The organism is Actinophytocola sp., assembly GCF_036002505.1.
Lineage (GTDB): Bacteria > Actinomycetota > Actinomycetes > Mycobacteriales > Pseudonocardiaceae > DASYTH01.
Genome location: NZ_DASYTH010000462.1, coordinates 50945 through 69885, shown reverse-complemented (window position 1 = coordinate 69885; position 18941 = coordinate 50945). Strand labels below are relative to the sequence as shown.

18 protein-coding genes and 1 pseudogene are annotated in these 18941 nt (G+C 70.1%); 7 read left to right on the top strand and 12 right to left on the bottom strand.

Going from position 1 to position 18941, the window contains the following annotated elements; genetic code table 11:
- The 4 genes from VGR06_RS40730 to treS all read right to left on the bottom strand — a co-directional run.
- Positions 1–755: GlgB N-terminal domain-containing protein (locus VGR06_RS40730; protein WP_414637438.1), on the bottom strand; the 755-nt coding region annotated here is incomplete at its 3' end.
- Between the two features lie 135 nt (positions 756–890).
- Complete coding sequence (locus VGR06_RS40725) at positions 891–1319, bottom strand: CBS domain-containing protein (protein ID WP_327564594.1); 429 nt, start codon at positions 1317–1319, stop codon at positions 891–893.
- A gap of 44 nt (positions 1320–1363) precedes the next feature.
- The gene (locus tag VGR06_RS40720) at positions 1364–2728 is read right to left on the bottom strand and encodes a maltokinase N-terminal cap-like domain-containing protein (protein ID WP_327564593.1); all 1365 of its coding nucleotides are present in this window, start codon (positions 2726–2728) and stop codon (positions 1364–1366) included.
- Positions 2725–4539, bottom strand: coding sequence for a maltose alpha-D-glucosyltransferase (gene treS, locus VGR06_RS40715; protein ID WP_327564592.1), 1815 nt, complete (start codon positions 4537–4539; stop codon positions 2725–2727). Before treS ends, VGR06_RS40720 begins: the two co-directional genes overlap by 4 nt.
- Positions 4540–4691: 152 nt before the next feature.
- Between treS and VGR06_RS40710 the strand changes: the two genes are divergently transcribed.
- Both VGR06_RS40710 and VGR06_RS40705 read left to right on the top strand, forming a co-directional pair.
- Positions 4692–5918 (top strand): cytochrome P450, encoded by a 1227-nt coding sequence (locus tag VGR06_RS40710; protein ID WP_327564591.1) that lies wholly within the window; start codon positions 4692–4694, stop codon positions 5916–5918.
- A 3-nt stretch (positions 5919–5921) separates the two neighbouring features.
- Positions 5922–6137 carry a ferredoxin gene (locus VGR06_RS40705; RefSeq protein ID WP_327564590.1) on the top strand — a complete coding sequence of 72 codons (216 nt, stop codon included), beginning with the start codon at positions 5922–5924 and terminating at the stop codon, positions 6135–6137.
- Positions 6138–6268: 131 nt separating this feature from the next.
- Here VGR06_RS40705 and VGR06_RS40700 read toward each other — a convergent pair whose 3' ends face one another.
- The gene (locus VGR06_RS40700; RefSeq protein ID WP_327564589.1) at positions 6269–8239 is read right to left on the bottom strand and encodes a maltotransferase domain-containing protein; all 1971 of its coding nucleotides are present in this window, start codon (positions 8237–8239) and stop codon (positions 6269–6271) included.
- Positions 8240–8444: 205 nt separating this feature from the next.
- On the opposite strand from VGR06_RS40700, the gene VGR06_RS40695 reads away from it, so the two are divergent.
- The 3 genes from VGR06_RS40695 (at position 8445) to glgP (ending at position 11661) form a co-directional block, all read left to right on the top strand.
- Complete coding sequence (locus VGR06_RS40695) at positions 8445–8636, top strand: hypothetical protein (RefSeq protein ID WP_327564596.1); 192 nt, start codon at positions 8445–8447, stop codon at positions 8634–8636.
- Positions 8633–9028 carry a type II toxin-antitoxin system death-on-curing family toxin gene (locus VGR06_RS40690; protein WP_327564588.1) on the top strand — a complete coding sequence of 132 codons (396 nt, stop codon included), beginning with the start codon at positions 8633–8635 and terminating at the stop codon, positions 9026–9028. Before VGR06_RS40695 ends, VGR06_RS40690 begins: the two co-directional genes overlap by 4 nt.
- 77 nt (positions 9029–9105) lie before the next feature.
- Positions 9106–11661 carry an alpha-glucan family phosphorylase gene (glgP, locus tag VGR06_RS40685; RefSeq protein WP_327564587.1) on the top strand — a complete coding sequence of 852 codons (2556 nt, stop codon included), beginning with the start codon at positions 9106–9108 and terminating at the stop codon, positions 11659–11661.
- A gap of 58 nt (positions 11662–11719) precedes the next feature.
- Here glgP and VGR06_RS40680 read toward each other — a convergent pair whose 3' ends face one another.
- Both VGR06_RS40680 and VGR06_RS40675 read right to left on the bottom strand, forming a co-directional pair.
- Positions 11720–12865 (bottom strand): hypothetical protein, encoded by a 1146-nt coding sequence (locus VGR06_RS40680; protein ID WP_327564586.1) that lies wholly within the window; start codon positions 12863–12865, stop codon positions 11720–11722.
- Between the two features lie 139 nt (positions 12866–13004).
- On the bottom strand, positions 13005–13955 hold the full coding sequence (locus VGR06_RS40675; protein ID WP_327564585.1) for an NAD(P)/FAD-dependent oxidoreductase: 951 nt from the start codon (positions 13953–13955) through the stop codon (positions 13005–13007).
- Between the two features lie 50 nt (positions 13956–14005).
- Between VGR06_RS40675 and VGR06_RS40670 the strand changes: the two genes are divergently transcribed.
- Together VGR06_RS40670 and VGR06_RS40665 are read left to right on the top strand one after the other, a co-directional pair.
- Complete coding sequence (locus VGR06_RS40670; RefSeq protein ID WP_327564584.1) at positions 14006–14587, top strand: XRE family transcriptional regulator; 582 nt, start codon at positions 14006–14008, stop codon at positions 14585–14587.
- A gap of 198 nt (positions 14588–14785) precedes the next feature.
- A complete protein-coding gene (locus tag VGR06_RS40665; protein WP_327564583.1) occupies positions 14786–15823 on the top strand; it encodes a sugar ABC transporter substrate-binding protein in 1038 nt (345 codons plus the stop codon).
- A 12-nt stretch (positions 15824–15835) separates the two neighbouring features.
- Here VGR06_RS40665 and VGR06_RS40660 read toward each other — a convergent pair.
- From VGR06_RS40660 to VGR06_RS40640, 5 genes and pseudogenes are all read right to left on the bottom strand, one after another.
- A pseudogene (locus VGR06_RS40660) lies at positions 15836–15982 on the bottom strand (pyridoxamine 5'-phosphate oxidase family protein); the annotation flags it as partial.
- A gap of 26 nt (positions 15983–16008) precedes the next feature.
- A complete protein-coding gene (locus VGR06_RS40655; protein ID WP_327564582.1) occupies positions 16009–16929 on the bottom strand; it encodes an NAD(P)-dependent oxidoreductase in 921 nt (306 codons plus the stop codon).
- Positions 16926–17525 carry a dihydrofolate reductase family protein gene (locus tag VGR06_RS40650; protein ID WP_327564581.1) on the bottom strand — a complete coding sequence of 200 codons (600 nt, stop codon included), beginning with the start codon at positions 17523–17525 and terminating at the stop codon, positions 16926–16928. Before VGR06_RS40650 ends, VGR06_RS40655 begins: the two co-directional genes overlap by 4 nt.
- A gap of 112 nt (positions 17526–17637) precedes the next feature.
- Positions 17638–18474, bottom strand: a complete 837-nt coding sequence (locus VGR06_RS40645; protein WP_327564580.1) for a helix-turn-helix domain-containing protein — start codon at positions 18472–18474, stop codon at positions 17638–17640.
- A gap of 56 nt (positions 18475–18530) precedes the next feature.
- Positions 18531–18806 carry a YggT family protein gene (locus VGR06_RS40640; RefSeq protein ID WP_327564579.1) on the bottom strand — a complete coding sequence of 92 codons (276 nt, stop codon included), beginning with the start codon at positions 18804–18806 and terminating at the stop codon, positions 18531–18533.
- Between the last annotated feature and the right edge of the window lie 135 nt (positions 18807–18941).

Genomic DNA, 18941 nt, shown 5'->3' with positions numbered 1-18941 from the left:
CAGGACCCCAGGTGCACCTCGTAGACGCTCATCGGCGCGTCGGTCCACCGGGTCGATTCGCGCTTCTCCAGCCACGGCTCGTCCCGCCACAGGTAGTCCGAAGTGGACACAACCGAGGCGGTGGCCGGCGGCACCTCGGTGGCGAACGCCATCGGGTCGGCCCGCTCATGCCAGCGCCCGTCCTGGCCGAAGATCCGGAACTTGTACCGGGTGCCCGGCGGCAGGCCCGGAACGAACAGCTCCCACACCCCCGACGAGCCCAGCGAGCGCATCGGGTTCGCCCGGCCGTCCCACCCGTCGAAGTCGCCGGTCACCCGCACCCCTCGGGCGTTCGGTGCCCACACCGCGAACGACGTCCCGGCCACCACCCCGCCCGGGACCTCGTACGAGTGCTGATGCGCCCCCAGCACCTGCCACAGCCGCTCGTGCCGGCCCTCGCTGAACAGATGCAGATCCAGCTCGCCCAGCGTCGGCAGCCACCGGTACGGATCCTCCACGAGCACCGGGTCCCCGCCGTAGTCCACCTCGATCAGATACTCACCCGGCGGCTCGTCCAGCGCGGTGGCGAACAGCCCGTCGGCCACCTCGTCCATGTCGAACCGGTGCTCCCCAGCCACCAGCGCCACGGCCTTGGCACCCGGTCGCAGCGCCCTGGCGACGGTGGTACCCGCATGATCGGAGTGCACCCCGAGCACCGAGTGCGGATCATGGTGCGATCCGTCCAGCAACCGCTCAAGATCAGCGGACGGCGGCATCAATCGGCGCGTGCCCTGCTTGCTCACCCGGTCCATTCTGCCGCTATCCCGCACACCTTGCCGATGTACCGGGCGGTCCATGCCCTGAAGGTGACCTTCAGGGCGTTCAACGTCCCGAAGGTCACCTTCAGGGCATCAACCTTGGGCGATGTAGGACTGGAGTTGCTCGCGTTCGGTCTGCAGCTCGCCGATACGGCTCTTGACGACGTCGCCGATGTTGACGATGCCGACGAGGGAGCCGTCGACGACGACGGGCATGTGGCGGATGCGGCGTTCGGTCATGGTGGCGGCGAGGCTGTCCACGCTGTCGGTGGGCAGGCAGGTGTAGACGGAGCTGGTCATGATGTCCGAGACCCGGGCGTCGAGCAGGTCGGCGCCGCGTTCGTGCAGCTGGCGGACCACGTCGCGTTCGGAGACGATGCCGACCACCTCACCGTTGGCGACGACCACCATGGCGCCGACGTTGTGCCTGGCCAGCTCCGCGACCAACCCGCTGACCGACAGCGCCGGGTCCACCGTCGCCACGTTGGAACCCTTGCCGCGCAACACATCCGAGATCCGCATGGCCACTCCGATCCTGGTGCTGGCTCAGTGACTCACCGTGAAGGTCAGGCTAACCAGCTTGGCCGCCGGCGGAAAGTCGCGAGCGGAATCGCCAGCCAGTCGGGCCGGTAGTGATGCTCCAGCGCCACCTCGTACACCGCCTTGTCCAGCTCGAACGCGCGCAGCAGCACCGGCTGGCTGCGCGGGTCGAACGCCACCTTGGCGTACCCCTCGCAGAAGGCCGCCTGGTTGCGGTCGGCCCACTCCGCCGCCCGGGCCAGCCGCTGCCGGTCCTCCTCACCGCTGGCGACCAGGTGAAACGCCGCGTAGTCGAACGAGCGGAGCATCCCGGCGACGTCCCGCAGCGGCGAGCGCAGCACCGTGCGCTGCTCCGGGATGGTGTCCGGCTCACCCTCGAAGTCGATCAGCACCCAGCCGGACGTGCTGCGCAGCACCTGCCCGAGGTGCAGGTCGCCGTGCACCTGCTGGACCTCGACCGGCGAGCGCAGCTCCCGCACCGCGTCGAACGCCTGGCGCAGCATGTCCTCGTGCTCGCGCAGCTCCGGCACCTCGGTGAGCACCGAGTCCAACCGGGCGTGCATGGCGTCCACCCGGGCGCCGAACCCGGCCGAGGTCACGGTCTCGGTGCCGAGCGTGGCCGCGAGGTCCGCGTGCACCTCGGCCACCGCCACCCCGAGCCGGTTGGCCTCGCCGGCGAAGTCGCCGCCCACCTCGTCGGCGTGCAGGTCCGCCTCGGCCAGCAGGTCCCGCACGCTCGCCGTGGCGGTGGCCCAGCCCTCCACCGCGTTCGGCAGGAACTGCTGCAGGAAGCCGAGTGTGGTCGCCAGGCCCGCCGGTTCGCCCTCGATCGTGCCGAGCGGGTCGGCGATGTGCGGGCTCCCGGCCGCGTGCAGCGCCCGGTGCAGCTCGACGTCCCGGTTCGGCCCGGAGGACGGGCGGCGGAACAGCTTCAGGATGTAGTTCTGGCCGTAGATCACCGAGGTGTTGCTCTGCTCCACCCCGATCGGCCGGGCCCGGAGCCCGGTCTCCAGGGACACCCACGGCTCGTGCCGGAACCGCAGGCCGCCCCGGTTCTCGTCGGCGGCCACCAGCTCCAGCAGCTGGCCCATCAGCTCCGGGTCATGCGGCGCGTCGTACACGTGCCGACCGCCGGCCTGGCCGATCACCGCGTGCCCCACCTGCTCGACCAGCTCCGTGCGCAACCCGAGCAGCAGCTGGTACTGCTCGCCGTCCACGTTCACCAGGGCCTGCACCAGGGCGGGGTCGCCGTCGATGATCGTGGTCGCGTGCACCGTCTGCACGACCTCCGCGCCGCGCCGCTTGGCCGCGAACCAGCGTTGTGCGGGCAGCCACTGGCGGATCGGCTCGGCCAGCTCGTCGAGCAGATCTTTCGCTTGAATCGTCGTCACGGCGCCTCGCTCTCGTCCCCTTGCGTGATCTGGAACCAGTAGAAGCCGTGGCCGGGAAGGGTGAGCAGGTAGGGCAGCTCACCGATCGGCGGGAACGGGACACCGCCGGTGAGCTCGATGGGCACCAGTCCGGCGTGGTCGGACAGGTCGAGCTCGACCGGTTGCGGGAAGCGGGAGAGGTTGTTGACGCAGATGACCAGGTCCTCGTCGCCGCCCGGCTCGACCCACCGGCGCAGGTAGGCCAGCACGCTCGGGTTGGAGCAACCCAGCTCGGTGAAGTCGCCGAATCCGAACGCGGTGTGCTCGCGGCGGACCTGCAGCATGCGCCGGGTCCAGTGCAGCAGCGAGGAGGTGCTGTTGGACTGGGCCTCGACGTTCACCCCCTGGTAGCCGTAGATCGGATCCATGATCACCGGCAGGTAGAGCCGGCCGGGGTCGCAGCGGGAGAAGCCGGCGTTGCGGTCCGGGGTCCACTGCATCGGGGTGCGCACCCCGTCCCGGTCGCCGAGCCAGATGTTGTCGCCCATGCCGATCTCGTCGCCGTAGTAGAGCACCGGCGAGCCGGGCAGGGACAGCAGGAGTGCCGTGAACAGCTCCTGCTGGTTGCGGTCGTTGTCCAGCAGCGGGGCGAGGCGCCGCCGGATGCCGATGTTCGCCTTCATCCGCGGATCCTTGGCGTACTCGGCCCACATGTAGTCGCGTTCCTCGTCGGTGACCATCTCCAGCGTCAGCTCATCATGATTACGCAGAAAGATGCCCCACTGGCAACCGGAGGGGATGGCCGGGGTCTGCGCCAGGATCTCTGAGATGGGAAAACGCGACTCGCGGCGCACCGCCATGAAGATCCTCGGCATAAGGGGGAAATGAAACGCCATGTGGCATTCGTCACCTCCGGCCGCCGGGTCGCCGAAGTACTCCACCACGTCCGCCGGCCACTGGTTGGCCTCGGCCAGCAGCACCCGGCCCGGGTACTCGTCGTCCACGACCTTGCGGCAGCGCTTGAGGAACTCGTGCGTGCGCGGCAGGTTCTCGCAGTTGGTGCCCTCCTCCTCGAACAGGTACGGCACCGCGTCCAGCCGGAACCCGTCGATGCCGAGGTCCAGCCAGAACCGCAGCACGTCGATCATGGACTCCTGCACGGCCGGGTTGGCGTAGTTGAGGTCCGGCTGGTGGGCGAAGAACCGGTGCCAGTAGAACTGGCCGCGCACCGGGTCGTAGGTCCAGTTCGAGGACTCGGTGTCCACGAAGATGATGCGCGCCTTGGGATAGCCGGTGTCGGTGTCGGCCCAGACGTAGAAGTCGCCGTACGGTCCGTCGGGGTGGTTGCGGGACTCCTGAAACCACGGGTGCGCCTCGGAGGTGTGGTTCAGCACCAGGTCGGTGATCACCCGGATGCCCCGCCGGTGCGCCTGGTCCACCAGGTAGACGAAGTCCTCGACGTTGCCGAACTCCGGCAGCACGGCCCGGAAGTCGCTGATGTCGTAGCCGCCGTCGCGCAGCGGGGAGGCGTAGAACGGCGGCAGCCACAGGCAGTCCACGCCGAGCCAGTCCAGGTAGTCCAACTTGTCGGCTAGGCCGCGCAGGTCCCCGGTGCCGTCGTTGTCGGAGTCGTTGAACGCTCGGACCAGCACCTCGTAGAAAACGGCGCTCTGATACCAGGCGAGGTCCTTCGCGGCTGGTCGGGCATGCCGGAAGTCCTCCGCCTGTGGTTCGACCAGATGCCCGTCCGCGGTCATCGCCTCGCCCGTATGCGGCACGCCATCGAGCCCGAGCGCCGCGTCCGGACGTGGTTCTTCCAGGGGTTCAGTCATGTCAAACCCATCCTTGGCGGCCGTCGTTGGTCGTCTCCATCGTTATCATCCGACGCCGATCCCGCTAGACAACGCGCGGGGCCGAAGATCACCAAAACGTCGCACCCGGATAGCGGTTTCCTATCGGCCCGGGGACACGCTAGGAACGATGGGTGACGACTTCAACACACGCCGAACCCGTCGCCTACCCGTTCAACGTGGCCGAGGGCCTGGATCTGGCCGCGGACTACGCCGAGGCCCGCGAGGCTCCGGGCATGATCCGGGTGCGGCTGCCCTACGGGGAGCCGGCCTGGCTCGCCACCCGCTACGCCGACGCGCGGCTGGTGCTCGGCGACCGGCGGTTCAGTCGCGCCGCGTCGGTCGACCGGGACGAGCCGAGGCTCGGCGCCGCCCGGCTGACCGAAGGCGGCATGCTGGCCATGGATCCGCCCGAGCACACCCGGCTGCGCACGCTGGTGGCCAAGGCGTTCACCGTGCACCGGGTCGAGCGGCTGCGGTCGCGTGTCCGTGAGCTGGCCGAGTCCATTGTGGACGATCTGGTGGCGCTGGGGCCGCCGGCCGACCTGGTGGAGAACTTCGCGCTGCCGCTGCCGGTCGCGGTGATCTGCGAGCTGCTGGGCGTGCCGGTGGCGGACCGGCCGCAGTTCCGGGTGTGGAGCGACGCGGCGCTGTCCACGGCCCGGCTCACCCTCGAGGAGTTCAACCAGAACCGGGAGGAGTTCCGCGCCTACATGCGCGAGCTGATCCGGCAGCGCCGGGCCGAGCCCGCCGACGACCTGATGACCGCGCTCATCGAGGCCCGGGACGAGCGGGACCGGCTCTCCGAGCTGGAGCTCGTCGACATGTGTGCCGGGCTGCTGCTCGCCGGGCACGAGACCACCGCCACGCAGATCCCGAACTTCGTCTACGTGCTGCTCGAGCACCCCGAGCACTGGGCGGCGCTGCGGGCCGACCCGGACCTGATCCCGGCCGCGGTGGAGGAGCTCATGCGGTTCGTGCCGCTCGGCGCCGCCGCCGGGTTCGCCCGCTACGCCACCGAGGACATCGAGGTCGGCGGCGTGCTGGTGCGGGCGGGTGAGCCGGTGCTGGTCGCGGTCGGCGCGGCGAACCGGGACGCGCTGCGGTTCGCCGAGCCCGGGAAGCTGCGATTCGACCGCGAGGAGAATCCGCACATCGGCTTCGGCCACGGGGTGCACCACTGCCTGGGCGCGCCGCTGGCCCGGGCCGAGCTGCAGGAGGCGCTGCGGGTCCTGGTCGACCGGCTGCCCGGGCTGCACCTGGCCGGCGACGTCGAGTGGAAGACGCGGATGATCGTGCGCGGGCCGCGGACCATGCCCGTAGACTGGCGCTCCGCCATCGAGGTGAATAGGACACAGTAACTCATGAGCTGGCAGCTGGAGGTGGACGGGCACGCGTGCATCGCCTCCGGGATGTGCGTGGGCCTGGCGCCCGAGTTCTTCCGCCTCGGCCCGGATCATTCCGAGCCGATCGACGACGAGATCGAGCCGGACGGCGTCGTGCTGGACGCGGCGGACACCTGCCCGGCGATGGCGATCACGGTGCGCGAGGGCTCCGAGGTGATCGGGCCGCGGCCGTAACCCCGCGAGTCCCCGGTTCCAGCACCTGAGTTCGCGCTTCCGGCTCGCGGGTTCTCGGTTCGAGGCCTGCCTGAACCGGGAATTCGCGGTCTGGAGGCGGGGACTCGCGGTCCTGAACCGGGGACTCGCGGTCAGGCCCGGAACACGCTCAGGATGTGCGCCACCGCGTGGATGGGGTCGAGCCGGACGTAGTTGTCCTGGCCCCACTCCCAGTTGGCGCCGGTGACCTCGTCGCGCACCGGAAAGCGGTCGGACCAGCCGAAGCCGAGCGCCGGCAGGTCGAGCTGGACCGTGCCCTCCTGCGGGTGGTGCGGGTCCAGGTTGACCACCGTGATCACGGTGTCGCCGCTGGCCGGGTCGACCTTGGAGTAGGCGATCATGGCGTCGTTGTCGATCTCGTGGAAGCGCAGCGTGCGCAGCTGCTGCAGGGCCGGGTGCGCACGGCGGATGCCGTTGAGCCGGGTGATCCACGGCTCCAGCGAGCGGCCGTCGGCGAGCGCCTGGTTGAAGTCCCGCGGGCGCAGCTGGTACTTCTCCGAGTCCAGGTACTCCTCGCTGCCCTCGCGCACCGCCACGTGCTCGTACAACTCGAAGCCGGAGTACACGCCCCAGCTCGGCGACAGGGTCGCGGCCAGCGCCGCCCGCAGCGCGAACATGGCCGGGCCGCCGAACTGCAGGCTCGCGTGCAGGATGTCCGGGGTGTTCACGAACAGGTTCGGCCGGGCCTCGTCGGCGTGCGCCACGATCTCGTTGCCGAACTCGATCAGCTCGTGCTTGTAGGTGCGCCAGGTGAAGTAGGTGTACGACTGGGTGAAACCCAGACGCGCCAAGCCGTACAGCCGGGCCGGCGCGGTGAACGCCTCGGACAGGAACAGCACGTCCGGGTCGCTGGCCTTGACCTGCGCGATCAGCCACTGCCAGAAGTTCGGCGGCTTGGTGTGCGGGTTGTCGACCCGGAACACCTTGACGCCCTGGGCGATCCAGTGCTTGATCACCCGCAGCATCTCCGCGTAGATGCCCTCGGGGTCGTTGTCGAAGTTGAGCGGGTAGATGTCCTGGTACTTCTTCGGCGGGTTCTCCGCGTAGGCGACGGTTCCGTCCGGCCGGGTGGTGAACCACTCGGGGTGCTCGGTGACCCACGGGTGGTCCGGCGCGCACTGCAGCGCGAAGTCCAGCGCCACCTCCATGCCGAGCTCTCGTGTGCGGTCGACGAAAGCGCGGAACTCGGCGAGCGTGCCAAGCTTCGGCAGGATCGCGTCGTGCCCGCCCTCCTCGGCGCCGATCGCCCACGGCGAGCCGACGTCCTCCGGTACCGAGATCACGCTGTTGTTGGGGCCCTTGCGGTTCACCCGGCCGATCGGGTGGACCGGCGGCAGGTACACGATGTCGAAGCCCATCCGCGCGATCCGCTCGAGCTGCGCGGTGGCGGTGGCGAACGTGCCGTGCAGCGGCTTGCCCGACTCGTCCTCGCCGCCGGTGGAGCGCGGGAAGAACTCGTACCAGGAGCCGAACAGCGCGCGCCGCCGGTCGACGTAGATCTGCTGGGTGTCCCCGGCCGTCACCAGTTCGCGTACCGGCCGCTCGTACATGATCTTGTGCACGGCGTCGGTCAGCGCCTCGGCGATCCGCGCCGGCAGCGGTTTCGTGGTGTCCCGCAACGCCTCCGCCGCGGACAGCAGCAGCGCCCGGTCGCCGTTCGCGCTCGCCTTCTTCGCCGCCCGCTCCAGCAGCCGCGCGCCGCCCTCGAGATCGTTGGCCAGCTCCTCCGCGCTCTGCGCCGCCGCCACCTTCACCTCGACCGCGTGCTTCCAGGTCGCCCACGGATCACCCCAGGCGTCCACCCGGAACGTCCACATCCCCTGCGCGTCCGGCGTGATCGCGGCCACCCACCGGTCCAGCCCGATCCCCTCGGGCACCATCCGCGTGCGCCGCTCCTTCTTGTCCTTGGGCCCCCGCCACGCCACCGTGGCCGCGACGGCGTCGTGCCCTTCGCGCCAGACCGTCGCGTGGACCGGAATTTGCTCACCCACCACGGCCTTCGCCGGATGCCTCCCGCAACTCACCAGGGGAGCGACATCGTCCACACCAAGCCGACCAACCACCGGCGACGCCCTCCCAACCACATCGAGATCCGCTACCACTAAGTCTGCACGGCCGGCTCAACGCCCACACGACGGCGGGTGTGTTGGCGCCTCAGGTCGTCGTGTTGGCGCGCCGCGTAGATGTGTTGGCCTTCGACGGTGTGGTGGTTCGTGTCCCTCGACTATCGCACCGTGCGGTATCACCCGGTATCATGTCCGTGTGGCCATGACTCTGCGCCTTACCGAGGCCGAAACCGAAGCGCTGCGTCTCGCGGCGGAGCGAGAGCATCGTTCGATGCAGGACGTGGCGCGGCAGGCAATTCGGGAGTACACGTCTCGACGGACGGCCGTTCGGGATGCCGCGCTCAGCAGCATCCTTGCTGAAGACGCCGAGTTGCTTGACCGGCTTGCCCAGTGACTCGTCCGATCGACTATCTCGATCTTGAGGACCTCCCCGCGGCCGGGAACGCCATCCTTGGTCGCGCTCCTGAGGTGCGTGACTGGGGACTCCTGCACGCCGCGCTTGCTCGGGCCCAGACCAATGTGTTCGGGACTGACCCGTATCCGACACTGCCGGAGAAGGCCGCCGCGCTTCTTCACTCGCTGGCGCGCAATCGTGCTCTGGTCGATGGCAACAAACGACTCGCCTGGGTTGCGACCCGGTTGTTCGCGGCGATGAACGGCTCGGTCCTTCGTGCGCCGTCGGTCGACGAAGGTGAGAAATTCGTGGTCGGTGTCGCGGCTGGGACGATTGAGCTTCCTGAGATCGTCGCCACCCTTGCGGCGTGGGGGACCTGGGCGTCCTTGTAGCTCTACACGACGGCTGGCTGGACCGGTCCGAGGTGTACGCGGATCGGCGTTCAGGGGCGTGCTCTAAGGTCGCCAGGATGAAAGCAGTGCGCCGCTTCACCGTGCGGGCCGGGCTCCCGGAACCGTTGGCCGAGTTGGGAACCCTGGCCACGAACCTGCGCTGGACCTGGCATCCGCCGACCCAGGATCTGTTCGCCGCGGTCGATCCGGAGGGCTGGGAGCGCCTCGGCGACCCGTTGCGGTTACTGGCGGAGGTACCGGCCGAGCGGCTCGAGCAGTTGGCCGGCGACTCGACGTTCCTGGCCAGGACCGGCGCCGTCCATGATGACCTCCGGCGCTACCTGCAGGCCCCGCGGTGGTACCAGCGCCGGGCGGACGAGCTGCACACGCACGGCGGCGACCATGCCCACATGCCGGACTCCATCGCCTACTTCTCCATGGAGTTCGGGGTCACCGAGGCACTGCCGAACTACTCCGGCGGCCTCGGCGTGCTGGCCGGTGACCATCTCAAGGCGGCCTCGGACATCGGCGTGCCGCTGATCGGCGTGGGGCTGCTCTACCGCTCCGGCTACTTCCGCCAGTCGCTGTCGCTGGACGGCTGGCAGATCGAGCACTACCCGGTGATCGACCCCAACGCCCTGCCGCTGGAGCCGCTGGTCGAGCCGTCCGGTGCGCCGATCCTGGTGCACGTCTCGATGCCCGGCGGCCGGGTGCTCCGGGCGCGGATCTGGAAGGCCAGCGTCGGCCGGGTTCCGTTGCTGCTGCTGGACTCCGACATCGAGGACAACGACGAGGACCTGCGCGGGGTGACCGACCGGCTCTACGGCGGCGACCAGGACCACCGGATCCGCCAGGAGATCCTGGCCGGCATCGGCGGCGTGCGCGCGGTGCGCACCTACTGCGAGCTGACCGGCCACCCGCAGCCGGAGGTGTTCCACACCAACGAAGGACACGCCGGGTTCCTCGGCCTGGAACGCATCCGCGAGCTGGTCTCCGGCGAGCAGCTCGACTTCGAACAGGCGCTGTGCGCGGTGCGCGCCGGCACCGTGTTCACCACGCACACCCCGGTGCCGGCGGGCATCGACCGGTTCCCGGTCGACCTCGTGCAGCACTACTTCGGCGACGGCACGCTGCTGCCGGGCATCGAGGTCGGCCGGGTGCTGGCGCTGGGCGCCGAGGACAACGTCGGCATGTTCAACATGGCGCACATGGGTCTGCGGCTGGCGCAGCGCGCGAACGGGGTGTCGCGGCTGCACGGCGCGGTGAGCCGGGAGATGTTCGGCGGGCTGTGGCGCGGTTTCGACACCGCGGAGGTGCCGATCTCCTCGGTCACCAACGGGGTGCACGGCCCGACCTGGGCCGCCCGCGAGATGAGCGGCCTGCTCGGTGAGTCCGATGTGGATGGTGAGGTGTCGCTCGGCGGCGGGGCCCCGGTGACCGACGCGCTGCTCTGGGAGCTGCGCTGCGGGCTGCGCGAGCGGCTGGTCGCCGAGGTGCGCCGCCGGGTGCGCGCGGCCTGGCTGCAGCGCGGCGCGTCCGCCCTGGAGCTCGGCTGGACCGGCGCGGTGTTCGACCCGGACGTGCTCACCGTCGGCTTCGCCCGGCGGGTGCCGACCTACAAGCGGCTCACCCTGATGCTGCGCGACCCGGAGCGGCTCAAGGCCTTGCTGCTGCACCCGGAGCGGCCGATGCAGCTGGTGGTGGCCGGCAAGTCGCACCCGGCCGACGACGGCGGCAAAGCACTGATCCAGCAGGTCGTCCGGTTCGCCGACGACCCGGAGGTGCGGCACCGCATCGTGTTCCTGCCGGACTACGACATGTCCATGGCGCGCTACCTGTACTGGGGCTGTGACGTGTGGCTGAACAATCCGCTGCGGCCACTCGAGGCGTGCGGCACGTCCGGCATGAAGTCGGCGCTCAACGGCGGGCTCAACCTGTCCATCCGGGACGGTTGGTGGGACGAGCTGGCCGACGGCACCAACGGGTGGGCGATCCCGACCGCGGACGGGGTGAGCGACCCGGTGCGCCGCGACGATCTCGAGGCCGCGGCGCTCTACGAGCTGATCAATTCGCAGGTGGCGCCGCTGTTCTACGAGCGCGGCCACGACGGCGTGCCGACCCAGTGGCTGGCCCGGGTGCGGCACACGCTGGCGTCGCTGGGCCCGCAGGTGCAGGCGTCCCGGATGGTGCGCGAGTACGTGGAGCGCCAGTACACGCCGGCCGCCACCGCGGTCGGGCTGGCCCGGGCGGACGGCTTCCAGCTGGCCAAGGACCTCGCGGCGTACCGGTCGCGGCTGGCCGTGGCGTGGCCGCACATCCGGATCACCGACTGCGAGCTCGGGATGGGCGACGGGCACGCCCCGGTGGTCGGCGCGCCGGTCCGGGTGCTGGCCACGGTGGACCTCGCCGGCCTGGATCCGTCCGATGTGGAGGTTCAGGCGGTGGTCGGCCGGGTCAGCGACTCCGACGACCTCACCGACGTGGTCACCGCCACGATGCGCCTCGACGGCGGTCGCTACGTCGCCGAGTTGCCGCTGCCGCACACGGGTTCGCTCGGCGTCACCGCCCGGGTGCTTCCGCGGCACGAGCTGCTCGCCACCCCGGCGGAGCTGAACCGGGTGGTGCTGGCGTAATGCGATGAAGGGGGCCTTCCTCACGTCCAGCGTGAGGAAGGCCCCCTTCATCGCACCCTCAGCAAACCTCCAGGCGGCTGCGGGTGTTGGCGACCCGCGGCCACCAGGGCACGAGCTTCTCCGCCTCACCGATGACCTGGCGCGCGGTCCGGTTGTCGCCGGCGGCCATGTGTGCCCGGGCGAGCGTGGCCAGGTCGTCGGCCCGGCCGATCACGTCGTCGCCGGAGCCGGCGGCGATGCGGGCCAGCGCGATCGCCCGGTCCAGGTTGCCGCGCAACAGGTTCAGCAGCGCCCGCGACCCGTTCAGCTTGTGCCGCGGGTACCCCAGCGTCTCCGCGTTCGTGATCGCCGTGCTGGCCGTGGACAGTCCCAGCTCCGAGTCGAGCTGGCCGGCCTCCACGGTCGTGCACGCCAACCCGGCGAGCGCCGCGAACGACACCGCCGCCTCGTGCGGCTCCTGATCCGACTGCGACGCCAGCTTCACCGCCAGCACCATCGCCTCGGCGTAGCGCCCGCGTGCCTCGAGCACCACGATCCGCGCCGCGATGGCCGTCCGAAGATCCGGGTACGCCTGCGCGAGCTTCGCCGCGGCCCGCTCCGCGGAGACGAGGTCTCCGTTGTGCGCCGCGTCGATGGCCTGCCCGGTCAGCGGCGCCGCCTCCATCTGCCGCACCTGCCGCGGGCTGAGCTTGTGCAGCCGGAACAGCATCCACCCGGTCGACGTCGACCCGGCCGTCTTGCGCGGCACCAGCGCGTAGGCCACCGCCAGGCCGCAGGTGACCGCCATCCCGTGGAAGAACGCCCCGCCGCGGAATGCGTCGGTGACCATCCACGCGCACACCGCGACCCCGGCCGCCGCCGAGACCAGCGCCGCACCCCACATCCGGAGCCGCACCGGACCCCGCCCGGGCCCGACCGCCACCGCCAGGAACAGCGGAAGCGCCCGCAGCACGACCGGCCGCGCCGCCGTCCCCCACTCACCCAGCCGCGGCCCGACGCCGATCACCACCCGGTGCACCTGCACGCCCAGCAGCAGCGCCCCCACCAGCTGCCCGACCTGCAACCCGGCCAACCCCACCAGTATCCCGAAGAGGGCGCCGAACACCCCGGAGAGCACGCCAGAGACCGACCGCTCGATCACCCCGAGGGCAACCACCACGGCCACACTCAGCACGAACCCAGGGCGAAGCCCCATGCGCACCATCCGCACTCCTCGGACGCTACGCCTTTATCACCCCGTGACCTATGACCCAGCGAGCGTCCAAAGGGGCAACCGCTGCCGGCGAAGCAACGTGACGTTCCTTGCCCTCTACGGCATGAACGTGACGTTGCTTCCCCACTGCTCATGCCGGGACGCGGGTGGCGGCGGCCTGTCGGGCGTCCTCCTCGACCAGGTCGGCGTTGATCGCCGCGGCGGTGTGCAGGCCCGCGGCGGCGGCGCTGATCACCTGGGCCATCGGGTCGGTGACGTTGCCGGCCACCCACACGCCGGCGACCTCCGTGGCGCCGCGCTGGTCGGCGGGGATCCGGGTGCCGATGACCTGCCCGTTGATCTCCATCGGTTCCGGCTCCAGGCCGAGCGAGCCGAGCACCCCCGCGCGGGCCCGGAAGAACGGCTGCACCGCCAGCGCCTGGCACGGCACGACCGGGCCACCGCGCAGCCGGACCCCGGTCAGCGCGTCGCCGGTGACCTCCACGGCGGCGACCTCCCCGTCCACGACCGCGATCCCGCGCGCCGCGAGCTGCTCCCACTGCTCTTCGGTGAGGTCAGGCCCGGTGTGCCGGAACAGCGTGACGTCGTCGCTGAGCTGCCGGAACAGCAACGCCTGGTGCACCGCGAGCGGGCCGCTGGCCAGGACCCCGATGGCCTGGTCCCGCACCTCCCAGCCGTGGCAGTACGGACAGTGCAGCACGTCCCGCCCCCACCGTGCGGCCAGCCCCACCACCTCGGGCAACTCGTCCACCAGCCCCGTCGTCACCAGTAACCGCCGCGCCAGCGCCGTCTGATCGCCGAGCGCCACCCGGAGGTCGTCCCCGGCCCGCTCGGCCGCCGTGACCGCGCCGAACACGAATTCGCCGCCGTACCCGGCGACCTCCGCGCGCCCCGCCGCCAGCAGCTCACCGGGCGGCGTGCCGTCCCGGGTCAGGAAGTTGTGCACCTGCCCCGCCGGCGCGTTCCGCGGCGTGCCGTCGTCGATCACCAGCACCCGCCGCCGCGCCCGCACCAGTGCCAACGCCCCACTGAGCCCGGCTGCGCCCCCACCGATCACCACCACGTCATATTTCTCATTCACAACCCGGACTATCCGTGTGGCCAGACCATCCGGCAAGTAATGTTGCCGAAGTGGCAAACGACCTCGGCGCGGCGCTCGACGCCGTCGGCCCCCGCCTCCGCGCCGTACGCCAGCGCCGCGGCGCGACCCTGTCGCAGCTGTCCAAGACCACCGGCATCTCGGTCAGCACCCTGTCCCGCCTGGAGTCCGGCCAGCGCCGCCCCACCCTCGAGGTCCTGCTCCGCCTGGCCCAGGCCCACCAGGTCCCGCTCGACGACCTCGTCGCCGCGCCCCCCACCGGCGACCCCCGCATCCACCCCCGCCCCATCGAGCGCCACGGCATGACCCTGTTGCCGCTGACCCGCCGCCCGGGCGGCATCCAGGCCTACAAACTGATCATCCCGCCGGGCACCCCCACCGCCGAGCCGCAACCCAAGACCCACGAGGGCTACGAATGGCTCTACGTGCTGTCCGGCCACCTCCGCCTCGTCCTCGGCGAGCACGACGTCACCCTCAACCCCGGCGAAGCCGCCGAGTTCGACACCCACATCCCGCACTGGTTCGGCAACCCCACCCCGCACCCCACCGAGGTCCTCAGCCTCTTCGGCCCCCAGGGTGAACGCCTCCACCTCCGCGCCCGCCCCCCGCGTTGACACCGGGGCACCCGGTTCACACGTGGCAAAATACTGGCAACTTGTTCTATCTCCCACAGCCGCAAAGGCTAGTAAATTTGTAGCACCGTTCGCCGGACCTGGGCATGCCCCTGGAGGGGAGCGACCGTGCGCGTTCCTGATCAAGCGAGAAGTTCGCGATGGTCCTCTGTCGGCCCGTCGACCTTGAGTGGCCTCTGCGTGATCGCCATCGCCGGTGCCATCGGCAACGTGTTCAATCCGCGCCTGCTGATCATTCCGGTGCCGCTGTGGTCGTTGCTTGGTGCCTCAGGGTTTCTGCTCGTCACATTGGGTTCTGCACTGCTGCGACAGCGTCCCCGAAGCGCGCGGACGAAACGAGTATTTCTGGTTATATCGGCATTCGATCAAAAGCACTATGTAGCCAAGCTGGTACGTAACCTGCACAGCGTTCTTGACCAGCGGGGGTACGCTCTCGAGCTCAGGATTACCGATCCGGACTACAGCGCCGTTGGCCAACTGCACTGCCTGCGGCAGGTCCTCGAGCACAAGGACGACTATGTCGGCGGATTCGTCATCGCGGTCATTCCTCAACTGGCGGACCGCATGCAGAAAGACCTCGTCGACTTCTGCGGGAAGCTGGCCCTTCCGGTGGTCTTCCTTGACGTTGAACCGTTTGAGAACGAGTTCCACTATCCCGCCAACGCGGCATTCGTCGGGTACAGCGCCGCCGAGATCGGCGTGGCAGCGGCGGGCTGGGTCGCCGAATACCTGGTCCAAAAGCAGACTCCCTGCCCGACCGTCCTCGTCATCGGCGGTGATTCGCAGCACCAGCGCCAGCAGCGATTCAAGGAGGAACTCATGGCCAAGCTGAGTCCTGTGCTCGTGCTTGAGGACAAGGCCGACTTTGATCGCCTACGGGCACGCGACGTGACGCGGAGGCAGCTGAAACGTGCCCGCCTCAATGGGCAGGGGCTCGACGTCATCTTCTGCACGAACGATGAAATGGCCCTGGGCACGGTCGATGGGCTTCTTTCCGTCGAACCCACGACCGTGGTCGACACGATCGTCGTCGGCGTCGACGGCACTCCACAGGCCAAAGCATTGATCGATGCCGGCCCAAGCCCGCTTCGTGCGACGGTCCATCAGGACTCCCACAAGGTCGCCGAAACCGGCGTCGATCTGCTGGATCGGATGATCCGCAAGGAGCAGGTGCCCATCCGCACGTTTTTCCCAACCGACGTGCTGGCGCGAGACTGATCCGCGGCGCAGGTTGCGTGCTTTGCGCATGCCCAAGCCGGTGAAGAAGTCGATGCGGTCGCCGTGGGTGCTGACATAGACGGGAGTGGTGTGGGGCGAGCCATCTGGCAGGACGGTGGCGGGGTGAGCGATCGAGCTGCCGTCGAGGACGGGGCGCACGTGGGGTCAAGCATGGGGGTGCTCCTTCAGCGGGGGTTGTCGGCGCGCCAGGCGACGTAGTCGGCGACGGCCGTGGCGACGTCGAAGGCCGGCTTGAAGCCGGTGTCGTGGGTGAGCCGGGCGATGTCGAGGTAGGGGTCGTCGCCGGGGCCGTGCTGCCGTCCGGGCAGGAGGTCGAGCCGCAGGCCGGGGGTGATGGCCCGCAGGGCGTCGGCGAGTTCGCGGTTGGCGAACGGCCGGCCGCTGGACACGTTGTAGGTGTTGTGCCGCAGGGTCTGCGCGGTCGTCAGGAGGGCGATCGCGCGTCCGGCGTCGGGCGCGTAGCAGCTGTCGCCACCGTCGTCGGCGTGCAGCGGCCGCGGCTGTTCACCGCGGAGCACGGCGCTGATATACGGCGGGATGTGGTTGAACGGTGATTCCGGATCCATCAGCGGTCCCCAGATGCTCCCGATCCGGAGTACGACCGGCTCGATCCCGGTGCCCTGGAGGCTGTGGGTGGTGAGGGGTTCGACGGCCTTCTTGAAGGCGATGATCAGGTGCGGCAGGTCCGCGGTGGGCAGCGCGAGCTCCTCGTGCCAGGGGATCTCGGTCCGGCCGACGTACACGCCGAGGCTGCTGGCGACCGCGAACCGGCGCACGCCCCAGGTGCGGGCGGCGTCCAGCGCGTTGAGCAGGCCGGTCGTGTCCGTGCGGAAGTAGTGGACCGGATCCTCGCCGGGGATGCTGCCGGCGAGGTGGACGATGTCGCTGATGTCGTGGCGACCGCCGAGGGCGAGAAAGGCGTCCCGGTCGGTGACGTCGAGGTGCTCCACGGTGACCCGGCCGGCGAGGAACGACGGGACCTCTGCCCTGCGGTGAGAGGTGACGACGACCTCGTGGCCGAGGTCGAGGAGCGCGCGGGCGGTGTGGGCGCCGATCATGCCCAACCCTCCGGTGACGAGGATCATCGGACCACCTCGTAGTGCAGGTGGGTCACGCCGGGTGCCGGGACGGCCTCGACCAGGCGGAGCCGCACATGCGACGGCAGCTCCTGGAAGTACGGGCGGCCGCCACCGAGCAGGACCGGCACCTGGTGCAGGACGAACTCGTCCACCAGCCCGGCCTTGAGCGCCTCGGTGACGACGCCGCCGCCCTGGAGGCCGACGTCCTTGCCCCCGGCCGCTGCCTTGGCCGCCGCCACCGCGTCCTCGATGCCGGTGGTGATCAGCGTCTGGCGCTCGGACTCCTCGGTCCGGGGCGCCGGCCGGTGGCTGAGGATGAACAACGGCGCGGTCGGGTGCGGGCCGCCGCCGCCGAACTCCTCGGAGTCGTCGTAGGTGTTCCGTCCGGAGATGATCGCGCCCACGCGGGCGGCGAGGGCGTCGAAGACGCGGGCGCTGGGCTCGCTGAGCTTGAACCCGTCGAACACCCGGCTCGGCGTGTCCCCGTCGAAGTACCAGTCGAAGAGGAATCCGGCGTCGCCGAGCCCACGCCCGGGGCCCGGGCCACGACCGGTGATGTAGCCGTCCACCGAGACGGCCAGGGCACAGATGACCTTGCTCATGTCTCTCCTTGATCAGACTCGCCGCCGGTTGCGTCGGCGAACTCGGCCAGGTCAGGCACGAGCTCGAAACTACGAGCGGGGTGACCTCGGGTCTTGAACGAATCGTGCAGGGTCAGAGCCGGAGCGGCGGCCTGTTCCGGGTGGCAAGGAAGGGCTGATATGAGGCGGAATGGTCGTGGCTGCAGAGGCAGTGCTCGGTGTCGCCGCCACCGAGGAGCCGGCGCGGGGTGACGCCGGTCAGGCGGAGGCATTCCCGGCTGAGGTGTGCCTGGTCGGCGTAACCCGCGTCAATCGCCAGCCCCGCCATGCCGTCCGTACCGCGCCGGCCCGTGGCGATGGCGCCGGCCTGAGCCAGCGCGAGATATCCCTGGAACCGCAACGTCCGCTGGAGGACCTTGGGACTGACCCCCACCGCGTGCAGGCAGCGGCGGCGCAGTTGGCTCGCGGAGAGGGCCAGGTGGGCGGCCAGGGTGTCGATGGTGACCGGGTGCCAGGGCATCAGCGCCCGCACGGCCTCGACCACCAGCGGATCCACCCGGACCGCACGGCGAAACTCCTGCACGAGGTGGGCCTGCAGGAGCGTGAGCGCCCGCTCGGGTGTCCCGGCCCCGGCCATCGTCTCCACCAGGCGGTCCACCGTACTTCCCCACAGCTCCGCCAGGCACAGGCGCTGGTCCACCAGGTCGTCGAGCACCGTCGGCAGGCGCGGCGCGGTCCCCGGTTGGAACCGCACACCCACGACGGTGGTGTGCGCCGGAATGACCTCGATCTCCGGACCGGTCAGCGGACCGGCCAGCAGCGGACGGCCACCGATCGGAAAGTGGATCTCGACCCCGCCGGTGGGCAGGTGCCGCTGCACGTACGGCGCCGCACCGGTGCGCTGGATCCAGACCGTCCGCACCACCTCCGCCAACTCCGGCAACGGCGGACGCTCTACATAAGACCCCATCCCGATCATCCTCGCACGGAAGCGCCCGAGCTGGATCGACGTCAGGGCTGGGGCGGTCAGAGGCTGAAGGCGATGGAGCGCAGGATGAGGGCGAGGATGAACACCGCGGTGAACGCCAGGTCGATGGACAGGCCGCCGGCTCGGACCGGTGGCAGCACCCGGCGGACCGGCGCGATCACCGGTTCGGTGCCGGCGTGTGCCAGCGCGCGAGCCCGGCCGGCCCACCCCGGGCGGTTGGCCAGCAGCTGCGTCCAGTCCAGGATCATGCGCGCGATCAGCAGCACGATGAACGCCGTCAGGGCGAAGCCCAGCAGGTCTCCGATGATGCTCATGACGAACTCCTCCGTGCTGGCCGCGTTGGCCGTCTCATCGTTGTCAACGGGGGGAGCGGGGCCGAAAGTGCCGTTTTTGCGGAGTTCTCAGCGGATTGTCAGGTCGAAAACCGATCAGGTCGCCCGGTCGCACTA